Annotated in this window: 22 protein-coding genes; 10 read left to right on the top strand and 12 right to left on the bottom strand. The window is 72.1% G+C overall.

Features of this window, described 5'->3' with window-relative positions:
- Positions 1 to 152 precede the first annotated feature (152 nt).
- Positions 153 to 812 (bottom strand): DedA family protein, encoded by a 660-nt coding sequence (locus V6V47_RS29315; RefSeq protein ID WP_334631680.1) that lies wholly within the window; start codon positions 810 to 812, stop codon positions 153 to 155.
- A 177-nt stretch (positions 813 to 989) separates the two neighbouring features.
- Here V6V47_RS29315 and V6V47_RS29310 point away from each other — a divergent pair, with 177 nt between their 5' ends.
- Complete coding sequence (locus V6V47_RS29310; protein ID WP_334631682.1) at positions 990 to 3,842, top strand: aconitate hydratase; 2,853 nt, start codon at positions 990 to 992, stop codon at positions 3,840 to 3,842.
- 269 nt (positions 3,843 to 4,111) lie between these two features.
- Here the strand turns inward: V6V47_RS29310 and V6V47_RS29305 are convergent, their stop codons facing one another.
- The 4 genes from V6V47_RS29305 to V6V47_RS29290 all read right to left on the bottom strand — a co-directional run bounded on the left by V6V47_RS29305 (position 4,112) and on the right by V6V47_RS29290 (position 8,195).
- Positions 4,112 to 4,717, bottom strand: coding sequence for a GTP-binding protein (locus tag V6V47_RS29305; protein WP_334631678.1), 606 nt, complete (start codon positions 4,715 to 4,717; stop codon positions 4,112 to 4,114).
- Entirely contained in the window at positions 4,698 to 5,084 is a 387-nt protein-coding gene (locus V6V47_RS29300) for a DUF742 domain-containing protein (protein WP_334631677.1), read from the bottom strand. Before V6V47_RS29300 ends, V6V47_RS29305 begins: the two co-directional genes overlap by 20 nt.
- 5 nt (positions 5,085 to 5,089) lie before the next feature.
- Positions 5,090 to 5,512, bottom strand: a complete 423-nt coding sequence (locus V6V47_RS29295) for a roadblock/LC7 domain-containing protein (RefSeq protein ID WP_334631676.1) — start codon at positions 5,510 to 5,512, stop codon at positions 5,090 to 5,092.
- Positions 5,513 to 5,603: 91 nt separating this feature from the next.
- Entirely contained in the window at positions 5,604 to 8,195 is a 2,592-nt protein-coding gene (locus V6V47_RS29290; RefSeq protein ID WP_334631675.1) for a sensor histidine kinase, read from the bottom strand.
- Positions 8,196 to 8,629: 434 nt separating this feature from the next.
- Between V6V47_RS29290 and V6V47_RS29285 the strand changes: the two genes are divergently transcribed.
- Positions 8,630 to 8,878, top strand: coding sequence for a DUF2630 family protein (locus tag V6V47_RS29285; protein ID WP_334631674.1), 249 nt, complete (start codon positions 8,630 to 8,632; stop codon positions 8,876 to 8,878).
- Positions 8,879 to 8,926: 48 nt separating this feature from the next.
- Here the strand turns inward: V6V47_RS29285 and V6V47_RS29280 are convergent, their stop codons facing one another.
- The 3 genes from V6V47_RS29280 to V6V47_RS29270 all read right to left on the bottom strand — a co-directional run bounded on the left by V6V47_RS29280 (position 8,927) and on the right by V6V47_RS29270 (position 11,614).
- Entirely contained in the window at positions 8,927 to 9,862 is a 936-nt protein-coding gene (locus tag V6V47_RS29280) for an RIO1 family regulatory kinase/ATPase domain-containing protein (protein WP_334631672.1), read from the bottom strand.
- Between the two features lie 181 nt (positions 9,863 to 10,043).
- Positions 10,044 to 10,688, bottom strand: coding sequence for an HAD family hydrolase (locus tag V6V47_RS29275; RefSeq protein WP_334631670.1), 645 nt, complete (start codon positions 10,686 to 10,688; stop codon positions 10,044 to 10,046).
- A 65-nt stretch (positions 10,689 to 10,753) separates the two neighbouring features.
- Positions 10,754 to 11,614: a carbon-nitrogen hydrolase family protein gene (locus tag V6V47_RS29270; protein ID WP_334631669.1), complete on the bottom strand. Its 861-nt coding sequence runs from the start codon at positions 11,612 to 11,614 to the stop codon at positions 10,754 to 10,756.
- Positions 11,615 to 11,702: 88 nt separating this feature from the next.
- Here V6V47_RS29270 and V6V47_RS29265 point away from each other — a divergent pair, with 88 nt between their 5' ends.
- The 7 genes from V6V47_RS29265 to V6V47_RS29235 all read left to right on the top strand — a co-directional run bounded on the left by V6V47_RS29265 (position 11,703) and on the right by V6V47_RS29235 (position 16,480).
- On the top strand, positions 11,703 to 12,275 hold the full coding sequence (locus tag V6V47_RS29265; RefSeq protein ID WP_334631668.1) for a TetR/AcrR family transcriptional regulator: 573 nt from the start codon (positions 11,703 to 11,705) through the stop codon (positions 12,273 to 12,275).
- Between the two features lie 80 nt (positions 12,276 to 12,355).
- A complete protein-coding gene (locus V6V47_RS29260; RefSeq protein ID WP_334631667.1) occupies positions 12,356 to 13,282 on the top strand; it encodes a TIGR04222 domain-containing membrane protein in 927 nt (308 codons plus the stop codon).
- The gene (locus V6V47_RS29255; protein WP_334631666.1) at positions 13,279 to 14,097 is read left to right on the top strand and encodes a DUF692 domain-containing protein; all 819 of its coding nucleotides are present in this window, start codon (positions 13,279 to 13,281) and stop codon (positions 14,095 to 14,097) included. The genes V6V47_RS29260 and V6V47_RS29255 overlap by 4 nt, the downstream gene beginning before the upstream one ends.
- 5 nt (positions 14,098 to 14,102) lie before the next feature.
- Positions 14,103 to 14,657, top strand: coding sequence for a hypothetical protein (locus V6V47_RS29250; RefSeq protein ID WP_334631665.1), 555 nt, complete (start codon positions 14,103 to 14,105; stop codon positions 14,655 to 14,657).
- On the top strand, positions 14,642 to 15,403 hold the full coding sequence (locus V6V47_RS29245) for an SDR family oxidoreductase (protein WP_334631664.1): 762 nt from the start codon (positions 14,642 to 14,644) through the stop codon (positions 15,401 to 15,403). Before V6V47_RS29250 ends, V6V47_RS29245 begins: the two co-directional genes overlap by 16 nt.
- Positions 15,400 to 15,984 (top strand): G/U mismatch-specific DNA glycosylase, encoded by a 585-nt coding sequence (gene mug / locus V6V47_RS29240; protein ID WP_334631663.1) that lies wholly within the window; start codon positions 15,400 to 15,402, stop codon positions 15,982 to 15,984. The genes V6V47_RS29245 and mug overlap by 4 nt, the downstream gene beginning before the upstream one ends.
- Positions 15,985 to 16,066: 82 nt before the next feature.
- A complete protein-coding gene (locus V6V47_RS29235) occupies positions 16,067 to 16,480 on the top strand; it encodes a hypothetical protein (RefSeq protein WP_334631662.1) in 414 nt (137 codons plus the stop codon).
- A gap of 6 nt (positions 16,481 to 16,486) precedes the next feature.
- On the opposite strand, the gene V6V47_RS29230 is transcribed toward V6V47_RS29235, so the two are convergent.
- The 3 genes from V6V47_RS29230 to V6V47_RS29220 all read right to left on the bottom strand — a co-directional run bounded on the left by V6V47_RS29230 (position 16,487) and on the right by V6V47_RS29220 (position 19,620).
- Positions 16,487 to 18,463 carry an ABC transporter ATP-binding protein gene (locus V6V47_RS29230; RefSeq protein ID WP_334631681.1) on the bottom strand — a complete coding sequence of 659 codons (1,977 nt, stop codon included), beginning with the start codon at positions 18,461 to 18,463 and terminating at the stop codon, positions 16,487 to 16,489.
- 115 nt (positions 18,464 to 18,578) lie between these two features.
- The gene (locus V6V47_RS29225; RefSeq protein ID WP_334631661.1) at positions 18,579 to 19,346 is read right to left on the bottom strand and encodes an enoyl-CoA hydratase/isomerase family protein; all 768 of its coding nucleotides are present in this window, start codon (positions 19,344 to 19,346) and stop codon (positions 18,579 to 18,581) included.
- A 46-nt stretch (positions 19,347 to 19,392) separates the two neighbouring features.
- Positions 19,393 to 19,620: a helix-turn-helix domain-containing protein gene (locus V6V47_RS29220; protein ID WP_007462679.1), complete on the bottom strand. Its 228-nt coding sequence runs from the start codon at positions 19,618 to 19,620 to the stop codon at positions 19,393 to 19,395.
- Positions 19,621 to 19,836: 216 nt separating this feature from the next.
- Between V6V47_RS29220 and V6V47_RS29215 the strand changes: the two genes are divergently transcribed.
- Entirely contained in the window at positions 19,837 to 20,436 is a 600-nt protein-coding gene (locus V6V47_RS29215) for a cadmium resistance transporter (RefSeq protein WP_334631660.1), read from the top strand.
- A 44-nt stretch (positions 20,437 to 20,480) separates the two neighbouring features.
- Here the strand turns inward: V6V47_RS29215 and V6V47_RS29210 are convergent, their stop codons facing one another.
- Positions 20,481 to 22,088, bottom strand: coding sequence for an ABC-F family ATP-binding cassette domain-containing protein (locus V6V47_RS29210; protein WP_334631659.1), 1,608 nt, complete (start codon positions 22,086 to 22,088; stop codon positions 20,481 to 20,483).
- Between the last annotated feature and the right edge of the window lie 251 nt (positions 22,089 to 22,339).

Genomic DNA, 22,339 nt, shown 5'->3' with positions numbered 1-22,339 from the left:
CTCCGCCGACCCGACCATGGCCTCCTACGAAGTCAGCGTCGAGCACCTCGCCGACTGGATCGCCACCCGCGGCTACGCCACCAGCTGACCCCACACACCAACCACGAAGGGCCGGACCCCCCACCGGGGCCCGGCCCTTCGTCATGCCCCGATCAGTGTTCGCTGCCGGCGGCGACCGGCTTGCCCGGATCCTGGGTCGGCTCGGCCGACTCGAGCCGGTGCGCCCGTCGGCGTAGCCACCAGGTGCTGCCGAGGCCGGCGAGCACCGCGAGGACCAGCCCTGCCCAGGAGATGTCCTTGAGCCAGTGCTCGGCCGCCCGGCCCACGGTGAACAGCAGGTAGGTGGTGCCGAACGCCCAGACCAGCCCGCCGGCCGCATTGGCCACCAGGAACCGCCGGTACGGCACGTGCAGCGCCCCGGCGAGCGGACCGGCCAGGATCCGCAGCAGTGCCACGAACCGGCCGAAGAAGACCGCCCAGACGCCGTACTTGGCGAAGCTCTGCTCGGCGCGGGCTATCTGCGCGGGACCGAGGTGACGGGGGAAACGCCGGCCCAGCCGGGCCAGCAGCGGGCGACCACCTCGACGGCCCACCGCGTACCCGATGGAGTCTCCGACGATCGCGCCGGTGGCGGCGGCGGTCGCGACCCACTGCGGTTCGACCACGCCGGTGGCGGCGAGCAGTGCGGAGCTGACCAGGACGATCTCGCCGGGCAGCGGGACGCCCATGCTCTCGACGCCGATCACCCCGCCGACGAGCAGGTAGACCGCGATCGGCGGCAGCGACTCCAGCCAGTGCTGAACATCGAACACGGTTGTCCCCTTCCCCGTCCGGCCTCGAACCCTACCTGTCGCCGCTCGCGCCGAGTTGCGCATCTAGCAAGACGGACGTACGGTTTGCAGGAGCGGAATCACCGGTAAGTGTCACCTAACCTCGGCGGCACCCGTGCCGGTGCGACACACTGCTCAGGACTACTCATGGTCGCTGGTGTGAAGGAGTACGACGTGGCGAGCCTCGACACCTTCGGTGCGAAGACCCAGCTACGCGTCGGAGACGCGAGCTACGAGATTTTCAAGATCGACAAGGTGGACGGCCACGCTCGGCTGCCCTACAGCCTGAAGATCCTGCTGGAGAACCTGCTGCGGACCGAGGACGGCGCGAACATCACCGCCGACCACATCCGCCAGCTCGGCGAGTGGGACTCCACCGCCGCCCCGAGCGTGGAGATCCAGTTCACCCCGGCGCGGGTCCTGATGCAGGACTTCACCGGCGTGCCCTGCGTGGTCGACCTGGCCACCATGCGCGAGGCCGTACGGGACCTGGGCGGCGACGCCAGCAAGGTCAACCCGCTCGCGCCGGCCGAGTTGGTCATCGACCACTCGGTGATCGCCGACCTGTTCGGCCGCGAGGACGCGTTCGCCCGCAACGTCGAGCTGGAGTACGAGCGCAACAAGGAGCGCTACCAGTTCCTGCGCTGGGGCCAGACCGCGTTCAACGAGTTCAAGGTCGTCCCGCCGGGCACCGGCATCGTGCACCAGGTCAACATCGAGTACCTGGCCCGCACGATCATGGAACGCAACGGCCAGGCGTACCCGGACACCGTGGTCGGCACCGACTCGCACACCACCATGGTCAACGGCCTGGGCGTGCTGGGCTGGGGCGTCGGTGGCATCGAGGCCGAGGCCGCGATGCTCGGCCAGCCGGTCAGCATGCTGATCCCCCGGGTGGTGGGCTTCAAGCTGCACGGCGAGATGCCGGCCGGCACCACCGCCACCGACCTGGTGCTGACCATCACCGAGATGCTGCGCAAGCACGGTGTGGTCGGCAAGTTCGTCGAGTTCTACGGCCCCGGCGTGAGCGCCGTGCCGCTGGCCAACCGGGCCACCATCGGCAACATGTCCCCGGAGTACGGCTCCACCGTGGCGATCTTCCCGATCGACGCGGAGACGATCCGCTACCTGGAGCTGACCGGCCGCGAGGCCGCGCAGGTCGCGCTGGTCGAGGCGTACGCCAAGGAGCAGGGCCTCTGGCACGACCCGAACCACGAGCCGGACTACTCCGAGCGCCTGGAGCTGGACCTCGGCACCATCGAGCCGTCGCTCGCCGGCCCGAAGCGCCCGCAGGACCGGGTGCCGCTGGGCAGCGCCAAGACGCTGTTCCGCTCGGCGTTGACCGACTACGTCGCCGACGACTCCGTCGGTGAGCGCGACCTCAAGCCGAGCGTGGCGCGCGAGGAGCTGCCGCGGGGCGCCAACGGGCCGGCCGACGAGGCCAGCGCCGAGTCGTTCCCGGCCAGCGACCCGCCGGCCAACGAGTTCAGCGACCCGGCCGACGAGCCGCGCGACCTGGACACGGCGGCGGCCGGCGCCGGCGGTCGCGCCAGCCACCCGATCCGGGTCACCGGGGCGGACGGCGTGGAGTACGAGCTGGACCACGGCGCCGTGGTGATCGCCGCGATCACCTCCTGCACCAACACGTCCAACCCGCAGGTGATGATCGGTGCCGCGCTGCTGGCCCGTAACGCGGTGGAGAAGGGCCTGACCCGCAAGCCGTGGGTGAAGACCACCCTGGCCCCGGGCTCGAAGGTGGTCATGGACTACTACGAGCGGGCCGGCCTCACGCCGTACCTGGACAAGCTCGGGTTCAACCTGGTCGGCTACGGCTGCACCACCTGCATCGGCAACTCGGGCCCGCTGCCCGAGGAGGTCTCCGCCGCGGTCAACGAGCACGACCTGTCCGTCGTCTCGGTGCTGTCGGGCAACCGGAACTTCGAGGGCCGGATCAACCCGGACGTCAAGATGAACTACCTGGCCTCCCCGCCGCTGGTGGTCGCGTACGCCCTCGCCGGCACGATGGACATCGACCTGGCCAACGAGCCGATCGGTGAGGACACCGAGGGCAACCCGGTCTACCTGCGGGAGATCTGGCCCAACAGCGCCGAGATCCAGGACGTCATCGCCCAGGCGATCGGCGCCACCGGCTTCAGTGCCGCGTACGCCGACGTCTTCGCCGGCGACGAGCGGTGGCAGTCGCTGCCGACCCCGACCGGCGACACGTTCGCGTGGGAGAGCGACTCCACCTACGTGCGCAAGCCCCCGTACTTCGAGGGCATGCAGCGCGAGCCGCAGGCGGTCGTCGACATCTCCGGCGCGCGGGTGCTGGCCAAGCTGGGTGACTCGGTGACCACCGACCACATCTCGCCGGCCGGTGCGATCAAGGCCGACTCCCCGGCCGGGACGTACCTCGCCGAGCACGGCGTGCCGCGCCACGAGTTCAACTCGTACGGCTCGCGCCGGGGCAACCACGAGGTGATGATCCGGGGCACCTTCGCCAACATCCGGTTGCGTAACCAGCTGGTTCCCGGGGTGGAGGGCGGCTTCACCGTCAACCACCTCACCGGCGAGCAGACCACGATCTACGACGCCTCGTCGGCGTACCAGGAGGCCGGCATCCCGCTGGTCGTGCTGGCCGGCAAGGAGTACGGCTCGGGCTCGTCGCGGGACTGGGCGGCCAAGGGCACCATGCTGCTGGGCGTCCGCGCGGTCATCGCCGAGTCCTACGAGCGGATCCACCGCTCCAACCTGATCGGCATGGGCGTGCTGCCGCTGCAGTTCCCGGTGGACACCACCGCCGAGTCGCTCGGCCTCACCGGCACCGAGACGTTCACGTTCACCGGCGTGACCGCGCTCAACGACGGCGAGACCCCGCGCACCGTGAAGGTCACCACGGACACGGGCGTGGAGTTCGACGCCGTGGTCCGGATCGACACCCCCGGTGAGGCGGACTACTACCGGCACGGCGGCATCCTGCAGTACGTGCTGCGCGGCATGATCCCCATCTGACGTCGTACCCCTCGAAAAGGGCCGCTCCCCGCGCTTGCGGGAAGCGTCCCTTTCACGTCTCTGCCGGGCCCTTTGCTCTGCTTCACCCGGCGCAACACTGACAGCCTCAAGTCGTTGCGCCCGTTGAAGCAGAGCAAAGGGCGGACAAGCGGTACGGCCAGCTCGGCAGCGCGGGTCAGCAGCACGACGTCCCCCGCGCCGAGCGGCGCACCGGGTCTCTCGCTCGTCGCCGCCTCAGCACGACCGACTTCGTACCTCGGCCAGCTTGGTCATTCCGCCGCGCGGCGGCGGGCCTCGCGGGTCTTCATGGCGTGCTCCATCAGCGTCACGAGCACCTCCTTGCTGGACTCGCGCTCCCGGGCGTCGCAGAGCAGCACCGGCACACCCGGGTCCAGATTCAGAGCGGTCTGCACCTCGTCGAGTCGATACTTCCGTGCGCCCTCGAAGCAGTTCACCGCGACCACGAACGGAGTGCCCCGGCCCTCGAAGTAGTCGATCGACGGGAAGCAGTCGGCCAGCCGGCGGGTGTCGGCCAGCACCACGGCGCCGATCGCACCCAGCGCCAGCTCGTCCCAGACGAACCAGAACCGATCCTGCCCGGGCGTGCCGAACAGGTAGAGCACCAGGTCGTCGCTGATGGTGATCCGGCCGAAGTCCATCGCCACGGTGGTGGTGTTCTTGCTCTCCACCCCGGACAGGTCGTCGATGCCGACGCCGGACTCGGTGAGCACCTCCTCGGTGCGCAGCGGCCGGGTCTCGCTCACCGCGCCGACCATGGTGGTCTTGCCCACGCCGAACCCGCCGGCCACCAAGATCTTGATCGCGGTGGGCAGTGGGGGCGCTCCCGCCGGCCGGTCAGAGTGCCCGTAGTCCATTGATTACCGCCTCGAAGATGCTGTTGTCGGGAAGACCGGCCGTGGTCTGCGGCTCGCGGACCTGCACCAGGCTGCGAGCCGCGAGGTCGCCGAGGAGCACCCGGATGGTGCCCACCGGCAGGTCGAGATGAGCGGCGATCTCGGCGACGGACTGGATGCGCTGGCACAGTCCGACGATCGCCAGGTGCTCCGGGCCCAGACCGACCTCCGGCGTGACGTCCACTCGGGTCGCGGTGACCAGGGAGATCAGGTCGAACGTGCCGGTGACCGGGCGGGCCCGCCCGCGCGTCACCGCGTACGGGCGCACCACCGGGCCCGCATGGTCATCCACCCATTGGTGGTCCGCTGCCTCTCCCTGCACCGTCATGCCCGCTACCTCTCGCTGGCCGGCTGATCAGCTCCCCGGGACGGGGAGGCCACGTACTTGCCGACCCGGGTGACCAGCATCGCCATCTCGTAGGCGATCAGGCCGACGTCGGCGTCCTCACTGGCCAGGACCGCCAGGCAGGCGTTGCGGCCAGCCGCTGTGACGAACAGGAAGGACGACTGCATCTCGATGATGGTCTGCTGCACCTGCCCGCCACCGAAGCGCTTGCCGGCGCCCCGGGCCAGGCTCTGGATGCCGGCCGCCATCGCCGCGAGGTGCTCGCCGTCATCCCGGCTGAGCCCCTGAGAGGAGGCCATCAACAGCCCGTCGGTGGAGAGCGCGACCGCATGCTCGGCCTGCTTCACCCGGCCCACCAGATCATCCAGCAACCACGTCAGGTCGGCACTCGAAGCCGTCTTCTGGGCCACTTCGTCGTCCTCTTCTCGCCCGGCTGTTGTCGCCGTACTCGTCTGGGGTTGACCGTCACGCTGCGCGGAAGACCGCATCAACGGTGCCCGGTCAGGTCACTTCCGGGTCCTCGGCCGGCTCGGGCGCCGCTGCCGGCTGGGCGCCGGACCCGCCACCGAGCAGCCGCGCCGCGTCGGTCCGACCACGTCGGGTGCCGGTCTGGTAGGAGCTCATCATCTGGCGCACCTGCTCCGGCTCGCGCACCACGTCCTCCTGCTCGGTCTCCGTCGCTGCCGGGTCTTCGCGTAGCTCCGGCGCGATGCTCGCCTGTCGGACCCGAACCGGCAGGCCCGCGTTCGTCCGATCCGCCTCGGCCTGGGACGGCACGGGCGCGTGATCGCCGTTCGCGCCCGACTCGGTGGTGTCCGTGCCGTCCGCCGACCGGGCCCGCTCGACCGCCGGCAGGCCGGTGGGCAGCGTCGGGCCCTCCAGGGCCGGCTGTCCAGCGGCGCGACGGACTCGGGTGGGCAGCTCCGACGCCGCGGTGGCCGGCGTCGTCCGCTGCCGGGTGGGCAGTGCCGCCTCCACGTCGGTGCCGTCGGCCTGCCCCGCCTCGGTGGCGGTCACCGACACGCCGGCCGAAGCCGTCGACGGGGTCATCGGCTGTGGCGCGTCCGCATCCGTCGCCTCCCCTGCCGCCGGCCGCGCGGCCAGCGCGAGGGTGGCCGGGCCGACGGTGCCGGTAGGCACGGCGGTCGGCCCCGCGGGAAGCGGAATCGCCGGCGACCCGGCCCGGAACGCACCGGAGGTCTCCGCGTCCGTTTCGCCCTCGGTGATCAGCTCCGCCGGAATCAGCACGACCGCGGTGGTGCCGCCGTACGCCGACTCCTTGAGGCGTACCCGCACGCCGTGCCGCTCGGTCAGGCGGCTCACCACGTAGAGCCCGAGTCGGGCGGCGTTGGCGAGGTTCAACTCGGACTGGTCGACGATGCGGTGGTTCGCGGCGGCCAGGTCCTCCTCGCTCATGCCGAGGCCCCGGTCCTCGATCTCGATGGCGAAACCGTTGGCCACCAGTTGGCCGCGGACCTCCACGGTCGTGTGCGGCGGGGAGAACGACAGGCCGTTCTCGATCAACTCGGCGAGCAGGTGGATGACGTCACCGACCGCGCGGCCGGCGAGCGAGACCGGGCCGAGGGGCAGCACGTTGACCCGGGTGTAGTCCTCGACCTCGGCCACCGCGCCGCGCACCACGTCCACCATCGGCACGTTGCGTCGCCAGGCCCGGCCCGGGGTCGAGCCGGAGAGCACGATCAGGTTCTCCGCGTTGCGCCGCATACGAGTGGCCAGGTGGTCGACCCGGAACAGGTCCTCCAACTCCTCGGCGTCGTGCTCGCGGCGCTCCATCGCGTCCAGCATGGTGAGCTGGCGGTGCACCAGCGCCTGGGTACGCCGGGCCAGGCTGAGGAAGACCTCTCGGACGTTACGGCGCAGCTCGGCCTGCTCGACGGCGGTACGCAGGGCGGTCTCCTGGACCGCGTTGAACGCCTTGCCGACCTGGCCGATCTCGTCGGTGCCGAATTCCAGAGGGGGCGCCTCGGTGGCCACGTCGACCTCCTCGCCGTGGCCGAGGCGCTCCACCACCCGGGGCAGCCGCTCGTCGGCGAGCTGCCAGGCGGCCCGACGTAGCCGCTCCAGTTGGCGCAGCAGGGACCGAGCCGTGGTGATCGACACGACGATGGAGGCGATGACGGCGAGCAGACCCAGACCGGCGGCGAGCACCACTCGGACGACGACCCAGATCGCCACGGGGGTGGCCCGCTTGACCAGCGCGTCACCGGCGGCCAGCACGAGGGCCTCCTGCTCCTGCAGGGCGGGAGCGAGGGCAGCCTGCCAGTCCTCGGCCTCGACCGGCAGCGGCGCATTCGGACGACCGCTGGCGACCAGCCGGTCCTCGAGCGCGCGGAACTTCGTGAAGGCCGCTCCCTCGGTCATCCGGACGTACCGTGCGCGGTCGGCCTCGGGAAGCTCGGCCAGTGCCTCGGCAGCGAGGAACCGTTGCGCGCCAACCAGGTGCGCGAACTGGGCGTACTCCGGCTCGCTGATCCGACCTGCGGCCGTCACCCCGGCGAAGAGCGCGTCCTCCTGCGACATCAGCTCTCGCACCCGCACCAGCTGGGTGAGCGTGACGGTGTCCTTGGCGATCTGCTCGTCGTCGAGCTGGCTGAGGGCCGTGTACATCCGGAACAGCGATTCCAGGACCCCGGTGTACGCGGCGGTCGCGGTGGCCCGGTCCACGGAGCCCGCGATGACGGAGTCACGCGTCGGGCCGAGCCCGTTCAGCCCGGCGACCACCTGGTCGATCCGCACCGTCAGCTCGTCGCTCGAGGCGAACTTGCCACGCCAGCTGTGGGAGGCCTCGGCGAAGACGGCGGACTGCTTCTCGGTGCGCTCGCGCTGCTCCCGCAACTGCTGCGCCAGGTCGGGGTTGCGGCGCCCGAGATAGGCCACCGACATCCGACGCTCCCGCTGGAGTTCCGTCAGCAGCGACTCACTCGGTTCGACGACCTGTGCGTCGAGCGTCTGCACACCGAGCACGTTGAGGCCATCGCGCAGGGTGACCCAGGCCGCGAATGCCCAGAGCGCGGAGAGCGAGACCAGCAGGGCCACAACCTTGGTGCGCAAACTTGCACTGCGGGAAGCCATCCCCACCCGTCCCTCGCCCGTTCGATTCAGGTTTCGATCGGCTGAAAAGCCCAGCCTCCGGCCCGGCGCACGCTAGCAGTGTCCGGAAATTCGCTCAAGCGATGCAGACCAGCGGCCTGACGAGACCTGGGCGGAGCCGCTCAGCCACGCCGCGGCCGACCATCCTCCATTATGGTCGGACCCGGGGTGGCACCTGACGCCGCCCCGCGATGCCCGGGCAGCGCCCGGTCAGGTGACCCAGCGCCGCGGGTTGATCAACGCCAGGGCCGCCGAGCCAGGCGGCGGCCGGCAGGCGCCGATCGCGAGACGCCGCGTGAGGATGACCGCATTGACATGTCACGGTCGGCATGCTCGGCGCTACCGTTAGTGGCGCGGGCGCGGCGCAGGAGCACGAACCCAGGCGCGTCGTGAGGCTCTGTGCCAGGCTCAGGGACATGGACGACAAGACCATCCTGAACCGGATCTCCGAGCTGGTCGACGAGGAGCACAAGCTGCGCTCGGCGGCCCAGGCCCACGAGGCGGGCACCGAAGGCGAGCCCAGCGAGCGGCTCCGCGCCCTGGAGGAGTCCCTCGACCAGTGCTGGGACCTGCTGCGCCGACGGCGGGCCGCCCGGCAGACCCACGGCGATCCGGAGGCCGAGGGCATCCGCCCCAAGCCCGAGGTGGAGCGCTACCTGCAGTGACGACACGCGCGGGTCGGACGGCCGGATGGGCCGCCCGACCCGTCCGGGTCAGCGGATGCCCGCCTCACGCAGCAGCTCCCCGGTCAGCGTGCCGGGGTCGACCTGCTCGGGCGGCATCCCCCGGGCCACGAACCAGGCACCGACCACCCGTACGTCGCGGGCCAGGAACTCGGGCCCCTGCGGGTTGGCCACCACGTCGACCACCTGCGGCAGGTCGATGACGACCAGCCGGCCCCGGTGCACGAGCAGGTTGTACGGCGACAGGTCACCGTGCGCGTAGCCGGCCCGGGCCAGCACCCGCAGCGCCTCCACCATCTGGGCCCAGAGGTCCCGCAGCTCGACCGGATCGGGTCGAAGCTGGGCCAGGCGAGGCGCGGCCTCCCCCGACTCGGCGTCGCCGACGAACTCCAGCATCAGCTCGGTGCCGCGGAGCTGCACCGGGTACGGCACGGCGATCCGGTCGTGCCCAGCGCCGATCTCCCAGAGCCGAGCCAGGGCGGCGAACTCGGCTGCCGCCCACTGCCCGGCGATCATCTCCCGGCCGAACGCGGTGCGCCCGGCCATCGCCCGGTTCTCCCGGGAGCGGCGCACCCGGCGGCCCTCCAGGTAGCCGGCATCGCGGTGGAACAGCCGGTGGTCGGCGTCCCGGTAACGCTTGACCGCCAGCAGGCAGGACCGGTCCGTGTCGGGCACCGCCCGGCGGACCAGGTGGACGTCCGCCTCCTTGCCGGTCTTCAACACACCCAGCTCGGTGTCCTTGGCGGCCAGCTCGGTGACCAGCCAGGACGGGTACGGCTGCGGCCCGTGCACGGCGTCGTCCCAGGATGACCAGCGTTCGCCGGTGTCGGGGTCAGGCTCGGTATCCGGGTCGGCGGGCGGCGGCTCGGTGTGCCGCGCGCGCTTCAGCAGCCGCGGTTCGTCGTCGTCGAAGCGGCTCCTGCCGCGGGTCATGCGGTCTAGGGCAGGAATATCATGGTTACGCACTGTGGTGAGGTTCCCTTGGTCGAGGTTGAAGTAGGCAGCTGGAAGCGACCTGCGAAGACGGCCATGGCCGACCTCCTCTCCTCGACCGGGCGCACGCCCGGGATGCACCATGCGCGACCATGCTCGCCGCCGGCCCGGCACCTGGTCAAACGAATTACCGCGCAGCGCGGCCAGCGACCCGTCAGCCGGCGAGCACGGTGGCGACCGCGGCGATCAGCCCGTCCGCCGTGCGGCTCGGCGCGAACCGGGTGTCCGACCAGGTACGCCCACGGTGCAGCCAGACGCTGGGCAGCCCGACCGCGGCCGCGCCCCCGATGTCGGCCTCCGGGCTGTCGCCCACCACCCACGCGCCGCGTAGCGGCATCCGCACCCGCTGCGCGGCGAGCGCGAAGATCCGCGGGTTGGGCTTGCTGACCCCGGCCTCCTCGGAGATCACCCAGTCGGCGACGTAGCGGTCCAGGCCGGTACGCCGGATCTTCGCGTCCTCCACACGTACCGTGCCGTTGCAGACCACCACCGGCACCCAGCCGGCGTCGTCGGCGATCCGCAGCGCGCAGGCGGTCAGCGGATCCAGCCGGGTCTGCTCCACCACCCCGTCGTGCAGCTCCTCCACCAGGTCGATCGAGGGAATGCGCAGCTCGTAACGGTCCCGGAGCGCGTCGGCCAGATCCCAGCGGTCGGTCAACCCGTCGGCGTCGATCGAGATCAGCCAGTCGATGTCGGTGGGGGGCGCGCCGATGCCGTCCAGGAAGCGCTCACCCCAGCGGCGGAACGGCCCGGCCCGATCCAGCAGGGTGTTGTCCAGGTCCAGCAGGAGCAGTGGCACTCGGGCACCCTACGGGACCTTCGTGTCCGCCAACAGGTCCAGCCGGCATCTACCTGACTACGGGCTCAACCGGACATCGACACCCGGGGACCGCCCTGGTCCGACAGTCGATCGTCGAGCATCGAGTGGGCTGCCCGGGTGGCCGCGAGCTCGGCCGGATCCAACGTCGCGATCAGCACGGCGATGCCCTCGTCGGCACCTCGGGCCAACACCCGTCCCTGCGGGTCGTAGATAGCCGCGCCGCCGTTGAAACGCCACGGATCGGTGCCGCCGACCGCGTTGGCGAAGACCACGAACATGGTGTTGTCCAGGGCCCGCGCGGCGTAGTAGAGGTCCCGGCGGTGCTCGGAGCCGGCGAGATAGCCGCTGGGGCACAGGTAGCCGTGCGCGTCGTCGAGGGCGGCGGCGCGGGCGTGCTCCGGAAAGCAGCCGTCGTAGCAGACGCCGAGCCCGAGCCGCCAGTCGTCGACGAGCAGGGTGGCACCCCGCCCGCCGGGGCTGAACAGGGCCCGTTCGTCGCCCCACAGCTGCTGCTTGTCGTACCCGACGCGGACCGCGCCAGCCCGGTCGACCACCAGCGCCGCGATGGTCCGCCGGCCGTCCGGGTGCCGAGCGGCGGCGCCGACGACCACGGTGACGCCAGCCTCGCTCGCCGCGGTGCGCAGCGGGTCGAGCCGGGGATCGGCGACGGCGCCGGCCGGGTCGGCCGTAACGTCGGTGCCGGCCGGGTCGGCGGCGAGGGTCGGCGGGTGGTACGCGCAGAGGTACAGCTCCGGCAGGACGGCCACCCGGGCGCCCTGGCTGGCGGCCTGGCGGACCAGCTCGGCGGCGGCGATCGCGTTGCCGGCGACGTCGCCGGGTGTCGGCGTGGCCTGGACGGTGGCCACGGTCAGCGGTGCGCCGGGCAGGGTGCGGGGCGGGGTCACGGGGCGATGGTAGCGGGGCTGACCCCGGCGACATACCAAGCCGTACGTACGGTTTGCGTGACCAGGGGTGACCTGGAACGATCGACGCGTGCCCAGAGTAAGCCAGGACCAGCTCGACGCGCGGCGGCAGGAGATCCTCGCCGCTGCCCGGGCGTGTTTCGCCCGGCACGGCTACGAGGGAGCGACGGTACGCCGCCTCGAAGAGGCCACCGGGCTCTCCCGGGGCGCTATCTTCCACCACTTCCGGGACAAGGACTCGCTCTTCCTCGCCGTCGCCGAGGACGACGCCGCGGTCATGGTGGAGACCGTGGCCCGCAACGGCCTGGTGCAGGTGATGCGCGACCTGTTGGCCCGTGCCATCTCCCCGGACACCACCGGTTGGCTCGGCAGCCAGTTGGAGGTCTCCCGCCGGCTGCGCACCGACCCGGCCTTTGCCCGCCGCTGGGCCGAGCGGTCCGCCGCGATCGCCGAGGCGACCCGGGACCGGCTGCTCCGCCAGCGCGACGCCGGCGTGCTGCGTGAGGACGTACCGATCGACGTGCTGGCCCAGTTCCTCGAGCTGGCCTACGACGGCCTGGTGCTGCACCTGGCGATGGGCCGACCCGCCGGTGACCTGGGCCCGGTGCTCGATCTGGTCGAGGAGGCGGTCCGCCGCCGCTGAGCCGCGGACTCCGATCGGGCGGTCGTGGCGCCGCTGCTCCACAATGGGGCCGCCGATCCCTCCGGTGACAGGAGCAGCCGATGTACGACTTCGCCGCGTCGGGCGACACCTGGGGCATTCCAGGCCCAACCTTCCTGCGGTACTACCTCGTGGCGGTCGCCGTGGTGGTGGCACTCGCGGTGATCCACCGGATCCGATTGCTGGCCAAGTCGGGGCACGCCACGGCCGAACCACTCAGCCCGGAGCAGGTCGCGTACCTCAACGGTGGGCCCCGGCTCGCCGTGCACGCCGCGCTCGGTGGGCTGCGCAGCAACCGCGCGATCGGCGTCCGACCGGACCGCCGACTGACCACCGGCGGCACGGCGCCCACCGGGCTCACCCCGCTGGAGCAGGCCATCCACTGGGCCGCGCACCAGCAGGCCCGGGCCATGGACCTACCCCAGGACGAGCGGGTCCGCGCCGCGCTCGCCCAGCTCCGCAACGGCCTGGAGCAGCGCGGGCTGGTATTGAGCCAGCCCGAGCGCGTCGCCGCCCGCCGCTGGCCGAAGATCCTGTTCGGTCTGCTGATCCTCGGCGTGATCCGGCTGGCCTCCGGCCTGTTCAACGGACACCCGGTGGGCTACCTGCTGCTCACCCTGATCGCGCTCCTCGCCCTGGCACTGCTGCTACGCCGGGTGCCCGAACGCACCCGGGCCGGTCGGGCCGCACTGCACGACGTGCGCCGCCAGCACACCCACCTGGCACCCGCGGCGTCGCCGGCATTCGCCACCTACGGCGCGGCCGGCGCCGCGATGGGCGTGGCCCTGTTCGGCACCGCCTCACTCTGGGCGCTCGACCCGGGCTTCGCCGAGCAGGCCGAGATCCAGCGCCAGGCCGCCGCCAGCAGTGGCTGGTCGGGAGGCTCCGACGGATCGTCGGGCGACAGCGGCAGCTCCGGTGGGGACGGCGGTGGCAGTTCCTGCGGCGGTGGTGGCGGTTGTGGCGGCGGCGGAGGGTGCGGCGGATGACCGGCCCGGCCGGGGTCGGCATCGGCTGGCGCTCGGAGATCGCCGGTTTCGTGGCCGAGCTGCCCGGGCTGCGCTTCGTCGAGGTGGTGGCGGAGTCGGTGTCCGCCACCGGGCCGCTGCCGCCGGGCCTGGCGCAGCTCCGCGAACGCGCGGTGACCGTCGTACCCCACGGGGTGCGACTGTCGCTCGGCGGCGCGGAGCCGGTCGACCCGGCTCGGGTCGCCCACCTGGCCGCGGTGGCGCAGCGGGTCGACGCCCCGCTGGTCAGCGAGCACATCGCCTTCGTCCGCGCCGGTGGCCTGGAGGCCGGTCACCTGCTGCCGCTGCCACGCAGCCGGGAGGCGGTCGACGCGGTCTGCGCCAACGTCGCCCGGGCGCAGGCCGAGCTGCCGGTGCCGATCGCACTGGAACCGATCGCCGCACTCGTCGACTGGCCCGACGACGAGCTGGACGAGGCGGACTTCCTCACCGAGATCCTGGACCGTAGTGGCGCGTTGCTGCTGCTCGACGTGGCCAACGTGTACGCCAACGCCCGTAACCGGGGCACCGACCCGCTCGCACTGCTCGACCGGCTGCCACTGGACCGGGTCGCGTACGCCCACGTGGCCGGCGGGGCCGAGCACGGCGGTTTCTACCACGACACCCACACCGACCGGGTGCCGCCGGCCGTGCTGGATCTGGTCGGCGCGCTGTGTGCCCGGCAGCGGCCACCGGCGCTGCTGCTGGAGCGCGACGGCAGCTACCCGCCGGCGGCGGAACTCCGCGCCGAGTTGGACGCCCTGGCAACCGCCTCGGGCTTTCCGGCCGTGACGTGACCGCCATGCTCGAACCCGCTGACACCACCGGCGACCCGCCTCCCGGCCGGCTCGCCGAGCGGCAGGCGGAGCTGGTCGCGGCGCTGGTCGCCGGGGGTCCCGCGCCCCCGGGGTTCGCATCGGCGCCGCTGGCCGCCACCCGGACGGCGCTGCTGCGCAAGCGGGCCGGCGACGTCGCCCGGCACTGGCCGCTGCTCGCCGCCGGCCTCGGCGCCGACTGGTCGGCGACCTTCGCCGGCTGGGCCGCCCAGCGCCCCACCGCCGGGTCGCTCCGCGACGGTTGGGACCTGGCCCGGACGTTGCGCGAGCGCGATGCGCTGCCCCCGGCGGGCGCGGAGGAGTTGGCCACCCGGGAGGCGCGCCTGCGCTACGGCGGGGTTGAAGCGCCGCGTCCGCGCCGGCTGCCGGCGGTGGCCCGCGCCGGCGGCGCCGTCGCGGTGCAGATCGCCGGCCGGGTACGCCTGCTGCGCCCCGCCCGCCGTCCAGTCGCGACCCCGCCCGCCCCTGGTGGCGACGGCGTGCCCGATGCGGCAAGATCGGCGACATGGATCTCGGACTGACCGACCGGGTGTACGTGCTCACCGGCGCCTCCCGCGGCCTTGGCTACGCGACGGCGCAGTGCCTCGTCGCCGACGGGGCCCGGGTGGTGCTCTCGGCCCGGGACGCCGACGCGGTGGCGACGGCCGCGCAGCAGTTGGGCGGCCCGGAGCGGGCCGTCGGGCTGGCGGCGGACCTGGCCGATCCGGAGACCCCCGAGCAACTGATCGCGGCGGCCCGGGAGCACTTCGGCCGGATCGACGGGGCGCTGATCTCGGTCGGCGGGCCGCCGCCGGGCAACGCCGCGTCGATCACCGACGAGCAGTGGCGGCACTCCTTCGAGACCGTCTTCCTGGGCGCCGTCCGCGCGGTGCGGACGGTCGCGGCCGCACTACCCGAGGGCGGCGCGATCGGGCTGGTGCTGTCCACCTCCGCCCGCGGCCCGGTGCCCGGCCTCGGCATCTCCAACGGCCTGCGGCCGGGACTGGTCGGGGTCGCCAAGGACGTGGCCGACGACTACGGCCCGCGCGGGGTGCGGATCGTCGGCCTGCTGCCCGGTCGGATCATGACCGACCGCAACCGGCAGTTGCTGGCCGCCACGGGCGACCCGGAGCGGGCCCGCGCCGAGTCGGAGGCCGGCATCCCGCTGCGCCGCTTCGGCGACCCGGCCGAGTTCGGGCGGGTCGCCGCGTTCGTGCTCTCCCCCGCCGCCAGCTACCTGACCGGTATCACCGTGCCCGTCGACGGTGGCGCGCTGCGCGGGCTGTGACGAGCGACCCGCTCCGACGACCCGGTGCTCCTGTCGGCCATCCCCGGCCGACCCGGGCGGAGTTGGCCGCCGCAGCGGACCGGACCATCCCCGACGTCCTCGCACCGGGGTTGGCGGTGCTCTTCGTCGGAATCAACCCGGGCCTCTGGTCGGCCGCCACCGGCTGGCACTTCGCCCGGCCCGGCAACCGATTCTGGCCGGCGCTGCACCTGGGCGGCTTCACACCTCGGCTGCTGCACCCGAGCGAACAGGACGAACTGCCCGCCCTCGGGCTCGGCATCACCAACATGGCCGCCCGGGCCAGCGCCCGCGCGGACGAGCTGAGCGCCGCCGAACTGCTCGACGGCGCCCGGATCCTGACCGACAAGGTGACCCGCTACCAGCCGCGCTGGGTGGCGGTGGTGGGGGTGACCGCGTACCGGATCGGGTTCGGCCGGTCGAAGGCCACCTTCGGGCCGCAACCCGAGCCGCTGGCCGGGGCACGACTGTGGGTGCTGCCCAACCCGAGTGGGCTCAACGCGCACTTCACGTCGGCAACCCTGGGTGCCGCGTTCGCCGGACTGCACGCCGCGGCGTTCTGACGACCGGCCCCCTTGTCGCGCCGCGACAGCATCCATAGGCTTCCGCGGCCGGTCGGCGACCCACGGGACAACGGGAGTGATCATGACGGAGGCAACCGCTGACCCGACCGAGGCGCCGGCCCGCGAGGCCCGCCGCGTCCAGTCGTCCACCGGGCACATCCGGGCGCTCGTCGGTGTCCAGTTGTACGTCGTCGCGGCCTACCTCGCCGCGGCCGTCATTCCGTACCTGTGGGCTCCCCGGTCGTACCCGCCGACCTGGACATGGATCGTGCCGGGCTGGCTGCTCGGCGTGCCGGGCTTCTTCATCACCCTGCTCGGGCCGGTGCCCGGCATCCTGCTCGCGCTGATCGGGGGCAAGGTGCTGGTCTCGGCACGCCGCCACTGCCCGGCCGGGTTGTACCGGTGGTGCGTGGCCGGCACCGTGCTGGCGGCCGCGTACGGGGTGTTCGCCTGCACTCCGGTGGGCCGCACGATCGCGGCCTTCGTGGCCGACTGAGGCCGGTCAGTTGGCCGCGGCCGGCGGCAGGACCTCGTCGGCGACGTAGCTGCCCAGCGGCATGATCACCGGTTCGGGGCCGGTGGCGTCCACGAACGGGGTGGGCGAGTCGGCGACCGCGAACTGAGTCCGGTACAGCTCGGCGTAGAGCCCGCCAACCGCGACCAGCTCGTCGTGCCGCCCCCGCTCGACGATCCGGCCGCCGTCGAGGACCAGAATCTGGTCGGCGTCGCGGACGGTGGAGAGCCGGTGCGCGATCACCAGCGCGGTACGCCCGGCCAGCGCGACCGACAGCGCCCGCTGCACCGCGGCCTCGCTCTCCGAATCCAGGTGCGCGGTCGCCTCGTCGAGGATCACGATCGACGGGGCCTTGAGCAGCAGCCGGGCGATGGCGATGCGCTGCTTCTCGCCGCCGGAGAACCGGTAGCCGCGCTCCCCCACCGTGGTGTCCAGACCGTTGGGCAACGAGCGGACCAGGTCGGCGACCTGGGCACCGGCCAGCGCGGCCCAGATCTCGTCGTCGGTGGCGTCCGGCTTCGCGTACCGCAGATTCTCGGCGATCGTCTCGTGGAACAGGTGCGAATCCTGAGTGACCACGCCGATCTCGTCGCGCAGTGAGGCGAGCGTCGCGTCCCTAACGTCCACCCCGCCGACCAGCACCTGCCCGTCGGTGACGTCGTAGATCCGGGAGATCAGCATCGACAGCGTCGACTTGCCGGCGCCGGACGGGCCGACCAGGGCGACCATCTGCCCCGGCTCCACGCTGAAGGAGACGCCTCTCAGCACCGGCTCGTTGATGGTCCGGTCGAGCGTGGTGACCTCCTCCAGCGAGGCGAGGGAGATCTCGGCGGCGCTCGGGTAGCGGAACCGGACGTCCCGGAAGTCGACCCGGCCGGCGCCCCGGGGCACCGACACCGCGGCCGGCTTCTCCACAATGCCCGGCTTGAGGTCGAGCACCTCGAAGACCCGGTCGAACGAGACCAGCGCACTCATCACGTCCACCCGGACGTTGGAGAGCGCGGTGAGCGGACCGTACAGGCGGGTGAGCAGCAGCGCGAGGGTCACCACGGTGCCCGCGCTGACACCGCCGGTCACCGCGAGCCAGCCCCCGAGGCCGTAGGTGAGCGCCTGGGCCAGCGAGGCGACCAGCAGCATCGCCACGAAGAAGGTGCGCGAGTACATCGCGGACTGGACGCCGATGTCGCGCACCCGCTCGGCCCGCCCGGCGAACCGCTCGGCCTCGATCTCGGGTCGGCCGAAGAGCTTGACCAGCAGCGCCCCGGCCACCCCGAACCGCTCGGTCATGGTCGCGTTCATCTTGGCGTCGAGGTTGTACGCCTCGCGGGTGATGTCGGCCAGCCGCCGGCCGACCCGGCGAGCCGGAACGATGAAGATCGGCAGCAGCACCAGCGACAGCGCGGTGATCTGCCACGACAGCGTGAACATCACCGCGGCGGTGAGCACCAACTGGATGACGTTGCTGACCACGCCCGACAGCGTGGAGGTGAACGCCCGCTGGGCGCCGAGCACGTCGTTGTTGAGTCGGCTGACCAGAGCGCCGGTCTGGGTACGGGTGAAGAACTGCAACGGCATCCGCTGCACGTGGTCGTAGACCCGGGTGCGCAGGTTGAAGATGATGCCCTCGCCGATGCGGGCCGAATACCACCGTTGGGCGAGTGAGAGCAGCGCGTCGGCGACCGCCAACCCGGCGATGAACAGGGCCAGCCGGACGACCAACCGACCGGCATCGGCGCCGCCCCGGTTGATCGCGTTGATCACCTCGCCGGCGAGCACGGGGGTGGCCACGCCGATGATGGCGGCGAGCACGACGGTGGCCAGGAAGACGCCGATGTCACGCCGGTAGGGGTGGGCGAACGCGACGATCCGCCGGGCGACGCCCCTGGTCAACCGGTGGGTGGAGACCTCGTCGCGGTTACGCATCGACCGGAGCATGCTCCACCCGGCCATGCCGCCACTGGACATCGGGCTGGACACCGCTTCACCTCCGGGTCGTCGGGCGGACCGCGCCGTCAGGTCAATTCTCCCGACGACTGTGACAACCTCGGTCGTAACCCGGATCTTCCCGTGCGGTCCTTACCTATTCTCCCTGGCCGGCGAGGTCACGCAGTCGGCGGGTCTGCGCCTCGCGCTCGGCGCGCTGCTGGTCGGCGTGGGACCGTCCGGCAGCACCGGCCAGCAACGCCTTGATCTCCACCACCGCGTCCCGGGAACCGGCGAGCAGACCGGCGGTCAGGTCACGGACCGCGTCGTCCAACTCGGCGGGCGGCACGACCAGGGTGGCCAGACCGATCCGGTCGGCCTCGGCGGCGTCCAGGCGGCGGCCGGTCGCACAGATCTCCAGCGCACGGGCATAGCCGACCAGCTCGACGAGGCGCTTCGTGCCGGCCAGGTCCGGCACGAGACCGAGAGTCACCTCGGCCATCGACAGCTTCGCGTCGGCAGCGAGGACCCGCAGGTCACAGGCCAGCGCGAGCTGGAAACCGGCACCGATCGCATGGCCCTGCACGGCCGCGACCGAGATGACGTCCGGCCGGTGCAGCCAGGTGAAGCCGGCCTGGAACTCCGCGATCCGGTCCGCGCACTCCTGCTCGGGCAAGGTGGCCAGTTCGGCGAACGACCCCGGGCCGGAGGCACCGGCCACCGCGAGGTCGAGGCCGGCGGAGAACGCACGTCCCTCACCGCGCACCACCACCACCCGGACGTCGCCGGGCAGGTCGCGAGAGAAATCGCTCATGGCGCGCCACATGGCGGGCGTCTGGGCATTGAGCACGTCGGGCCGGCACAACGTCACCGTGGCAACCGGCCCGTCGCAGGCCAGCCGGACCCCGGTCGCCTCGGCGGTCACCGGGCGGGCCGGGGCGCGGCGCTGGTGGACGACGCTGGTGGGCGGGTCACGCCTTCTTGCGGCGCCGGGCACCGCCGCGCTGGCGCAGCTGCACCCCGGACTCGGTGAGCACCCGGTGGATGAACCCGTAGGAGCGGCCGGTCGAAGCCGCCAGCGCCCGGATGCTCTCCCCCGACGTGTACCGCTTTACCAGGTCCTTGGCGAGCGTCTGACGCTCGGCTCCGACGATCCGGCGACCTTTCTCAGTGCTGGTGGCTGTGCCAGTGGCTGCCATGCTGTGTCCTCACGTCCCAGACTGTGCGGTTCGGATACGGTCCCACCTATTAGACCGCCTCGAACGATCATGCGCCAGATATCAACTCTTCGCCAACCGACACGCTATGCAATGTCAAGTTCCCGATAGTGTGACGCTGGCGACCGGGCGTGCCGGACGCGTCGAGCGGGTCACCGCCGCTCCACGACGCCCGCCGACGACCCGTACCCTGCGGTCGTGATCGATTTGTTGGGCACCGCGGCCGGGGCGGCGGCGGTGTTCGCCGCCACCAACCTCGACGACATCGTCATCCTGACGCTGTTCTTCGTCACGGCCCGCAGCACCGGCCGACCCCGGGCCGCGCAGATCGTGGCCGGGCAATATCTCGGCATCGGAGCGCTCGCGCTGGCCAGCGCGGTGGTCGCCGCCGGACTGCTCGTGGTGCCCGACCCGTGGACCGGGCTGCTCGGGCTGCTGCCGATCGCCCTCGGCGTCCGCGCACTGCTCACGCGAGACGGCGACGAGCCGCCGGCCGTGGTGGCCACCACGCTGGGGGTCGCCGGGGTGACGATCGCGAACGGCGCCGACAACGTGGCCGTCTACGTACCCGTGTTCCGGGCCCTCGGCCCCGCCGACAGCGTGGTCTTCCTGCTGGTCTTCGTGCTGCTCATCGCGGTGTGGTGCGCCGCCGCGGCCCTGCTGGGCGGGCACGCCGGGGTGATCCGGCTGGTCGAGCGCGCCGGCCACTGGCTGGTGCCGGCGATCTTCGTCGCCATCGGGGTGGTGATCCTGACCAGCTCCGGCGTGCTCGGCCGGCTGGTCGACCTGCTCGGCTGAGAGCGACCCGGTCGGGCCGCTCCCTCGCCACGCCTCGGCGGCGGTCAGGCCAGCTCGACCAGCTCGAGCAGGTCGTCGCTCCAGGCGTCCTCGTCGCCGTCCGGCAGCAGGATGGCGCGGTCCGGCTTGAGCGCCAGCACCGCACCCGGGTCGTGGGTGACCAGCACGATCGCACCCGGGTAGTTGGCGATCGCGTCGAGCACCTGCTCCCGGCTGACCGGGTCGAGGTTGTTCGTCGGCTCGTCGAGCAGCAGCACGTTGGCGCCGGAACAGACCAGCGTCGACAGGGCGAGCCGGGTCTTCTCGCCGCCGGAGAGCACCCCGGCCGGCTTGTTGACGTCGTCACCGGAGAAGAGGAACGCACCCAGGATCTTGCGCAGGTCGGTGTCGGACTGCTCGACGGCGGCGGCGCGCATGTTCTCCAGCACCGTCCGATCCACGTCCAGGGTCTCGTGCTCCTGGGCGTAGTAGCCCAACCGCAGCCCGTGCCCGGCGTGCACCTCGCCGGTGTCCGGCGAGAGCAGCCCGCCGAGCATCCGCAGCAGGGTCGTCTTGCCCGCGCCGTTGAGCCCGAGAATGGCCACCCGGGAGCCCCGGTCCACCGCGACGTTGACGTCGGTGAAGATCTCCAGCGAGCCGTACGACTTGGAGAGGCCGGTCGCGGTGAGCGGCGTCTTGCCGCACGGGGCCGGGTTGGGGAAGCGCACCTTGGCCACCTTGTCGGAGACCCGTACCTCGTCCAGACCGGAGATCAGCTTCTCGGCCCGGCGGGCCATGTTCTGCGCGGCGACGGTCTTGGTGGCCTTGGCCCGCATCTTGTCGGCCTGCGCCATCAGGGCGCCCGCCTTCTTCTCGGCGTTGGCCCGCTCCCGGCGGCGGCGCCGCTCGTCGGTCTCCCGTGCCTCCAGGTACGCCTTCCAGCCCAGGTTGTACACGTCGACCACGGACCGGGTGGCGTCCAGGAACCAGACCTTGTTGACCACCGACTCCAGCAGCGCGCCGTCGTGGGAGATCACGATCAGGCCGCCCTTGTGGTTGGCGAGGAAGCTACGCAGCCACGTGATCGAGTCGGCGTCGAGGTGGTTGGTGGGCTCGTCGAGCAGCAGGATGCCGCCGCCGTTCTCGCCGGCGTCACGGAACAGGATCCGGGCCAGCTCGATGCGACGCCGCTGACCGCCGGACAGGGTGCCGATGGTCTGCGCGAGCGCGCGGTCCGGCAAGCCCAGGTTGGCGCAGATCCGGGCGGCCTCGGCCTCGGCGGCGTACCCGCCCAGCGAGGCGAACTGGTCCTCCAGCGCGCCGTAGCGGCGGACCAGCTTGTCGTCGGTGCCGCCCTCGGCGAGCTTGCCCTCGATCTCCGTCATCTGGGCCATCAGCACGTCCAGGCCGCGGGCGGAGAGCACCCGGTCGCGGCCGGTCACCTGCAGATCGCCGGTACGCGGATCCTGCGGCAGGTAGCCGATGGCACTGCGCTGGTCGATCTGCCCGCCATACGGCTGCCCTTCGCCAGCGAGCACCTTCAGCGTGGTGGTCTTGCCGGCGCCGTTGCGACCGACCAGGCCGATCCGGTCGCCGGGCTGCACCCGCAGGGTGGTGTCGGACAGCAGGATCCGGGAACCGGCACGCAGTTCCAGGCCGGTGGCAGTGATCATCTCGTGGGGCTCGCTCTCGGGGTCTGGAAGGCTGACTCGGGGCACGCGAAACGGCCGGCGGGCTCGGTGGCCCGACGGCGCGGGGCGGTTCAGCCTTCGCAGCGCAGCACGAGACCAGTGTACCGGGCGCCCTTGGACGGCCTCCCGGATTACCAACCAAGATCATCGGGTACCGGAACGCCTATCCGGACCCGGTCCGGAACTCAGACGACACAACGACATCCAGACGACAGTGACGGACATCCGGCGAT

This window comes from Micromonospora sp. CPCC 205539, from assembly GCF_036906815.1.
In the GTDB taxonomy this organism is placed as follows: Bacteria; Actinomycetota; Actinomycetes; order Mycobacteriales; family Micromonosporaceae; genus Micromonospora.
This window is presented reverse-complemented; position numbering and strand designations above follow the sequence as displayed.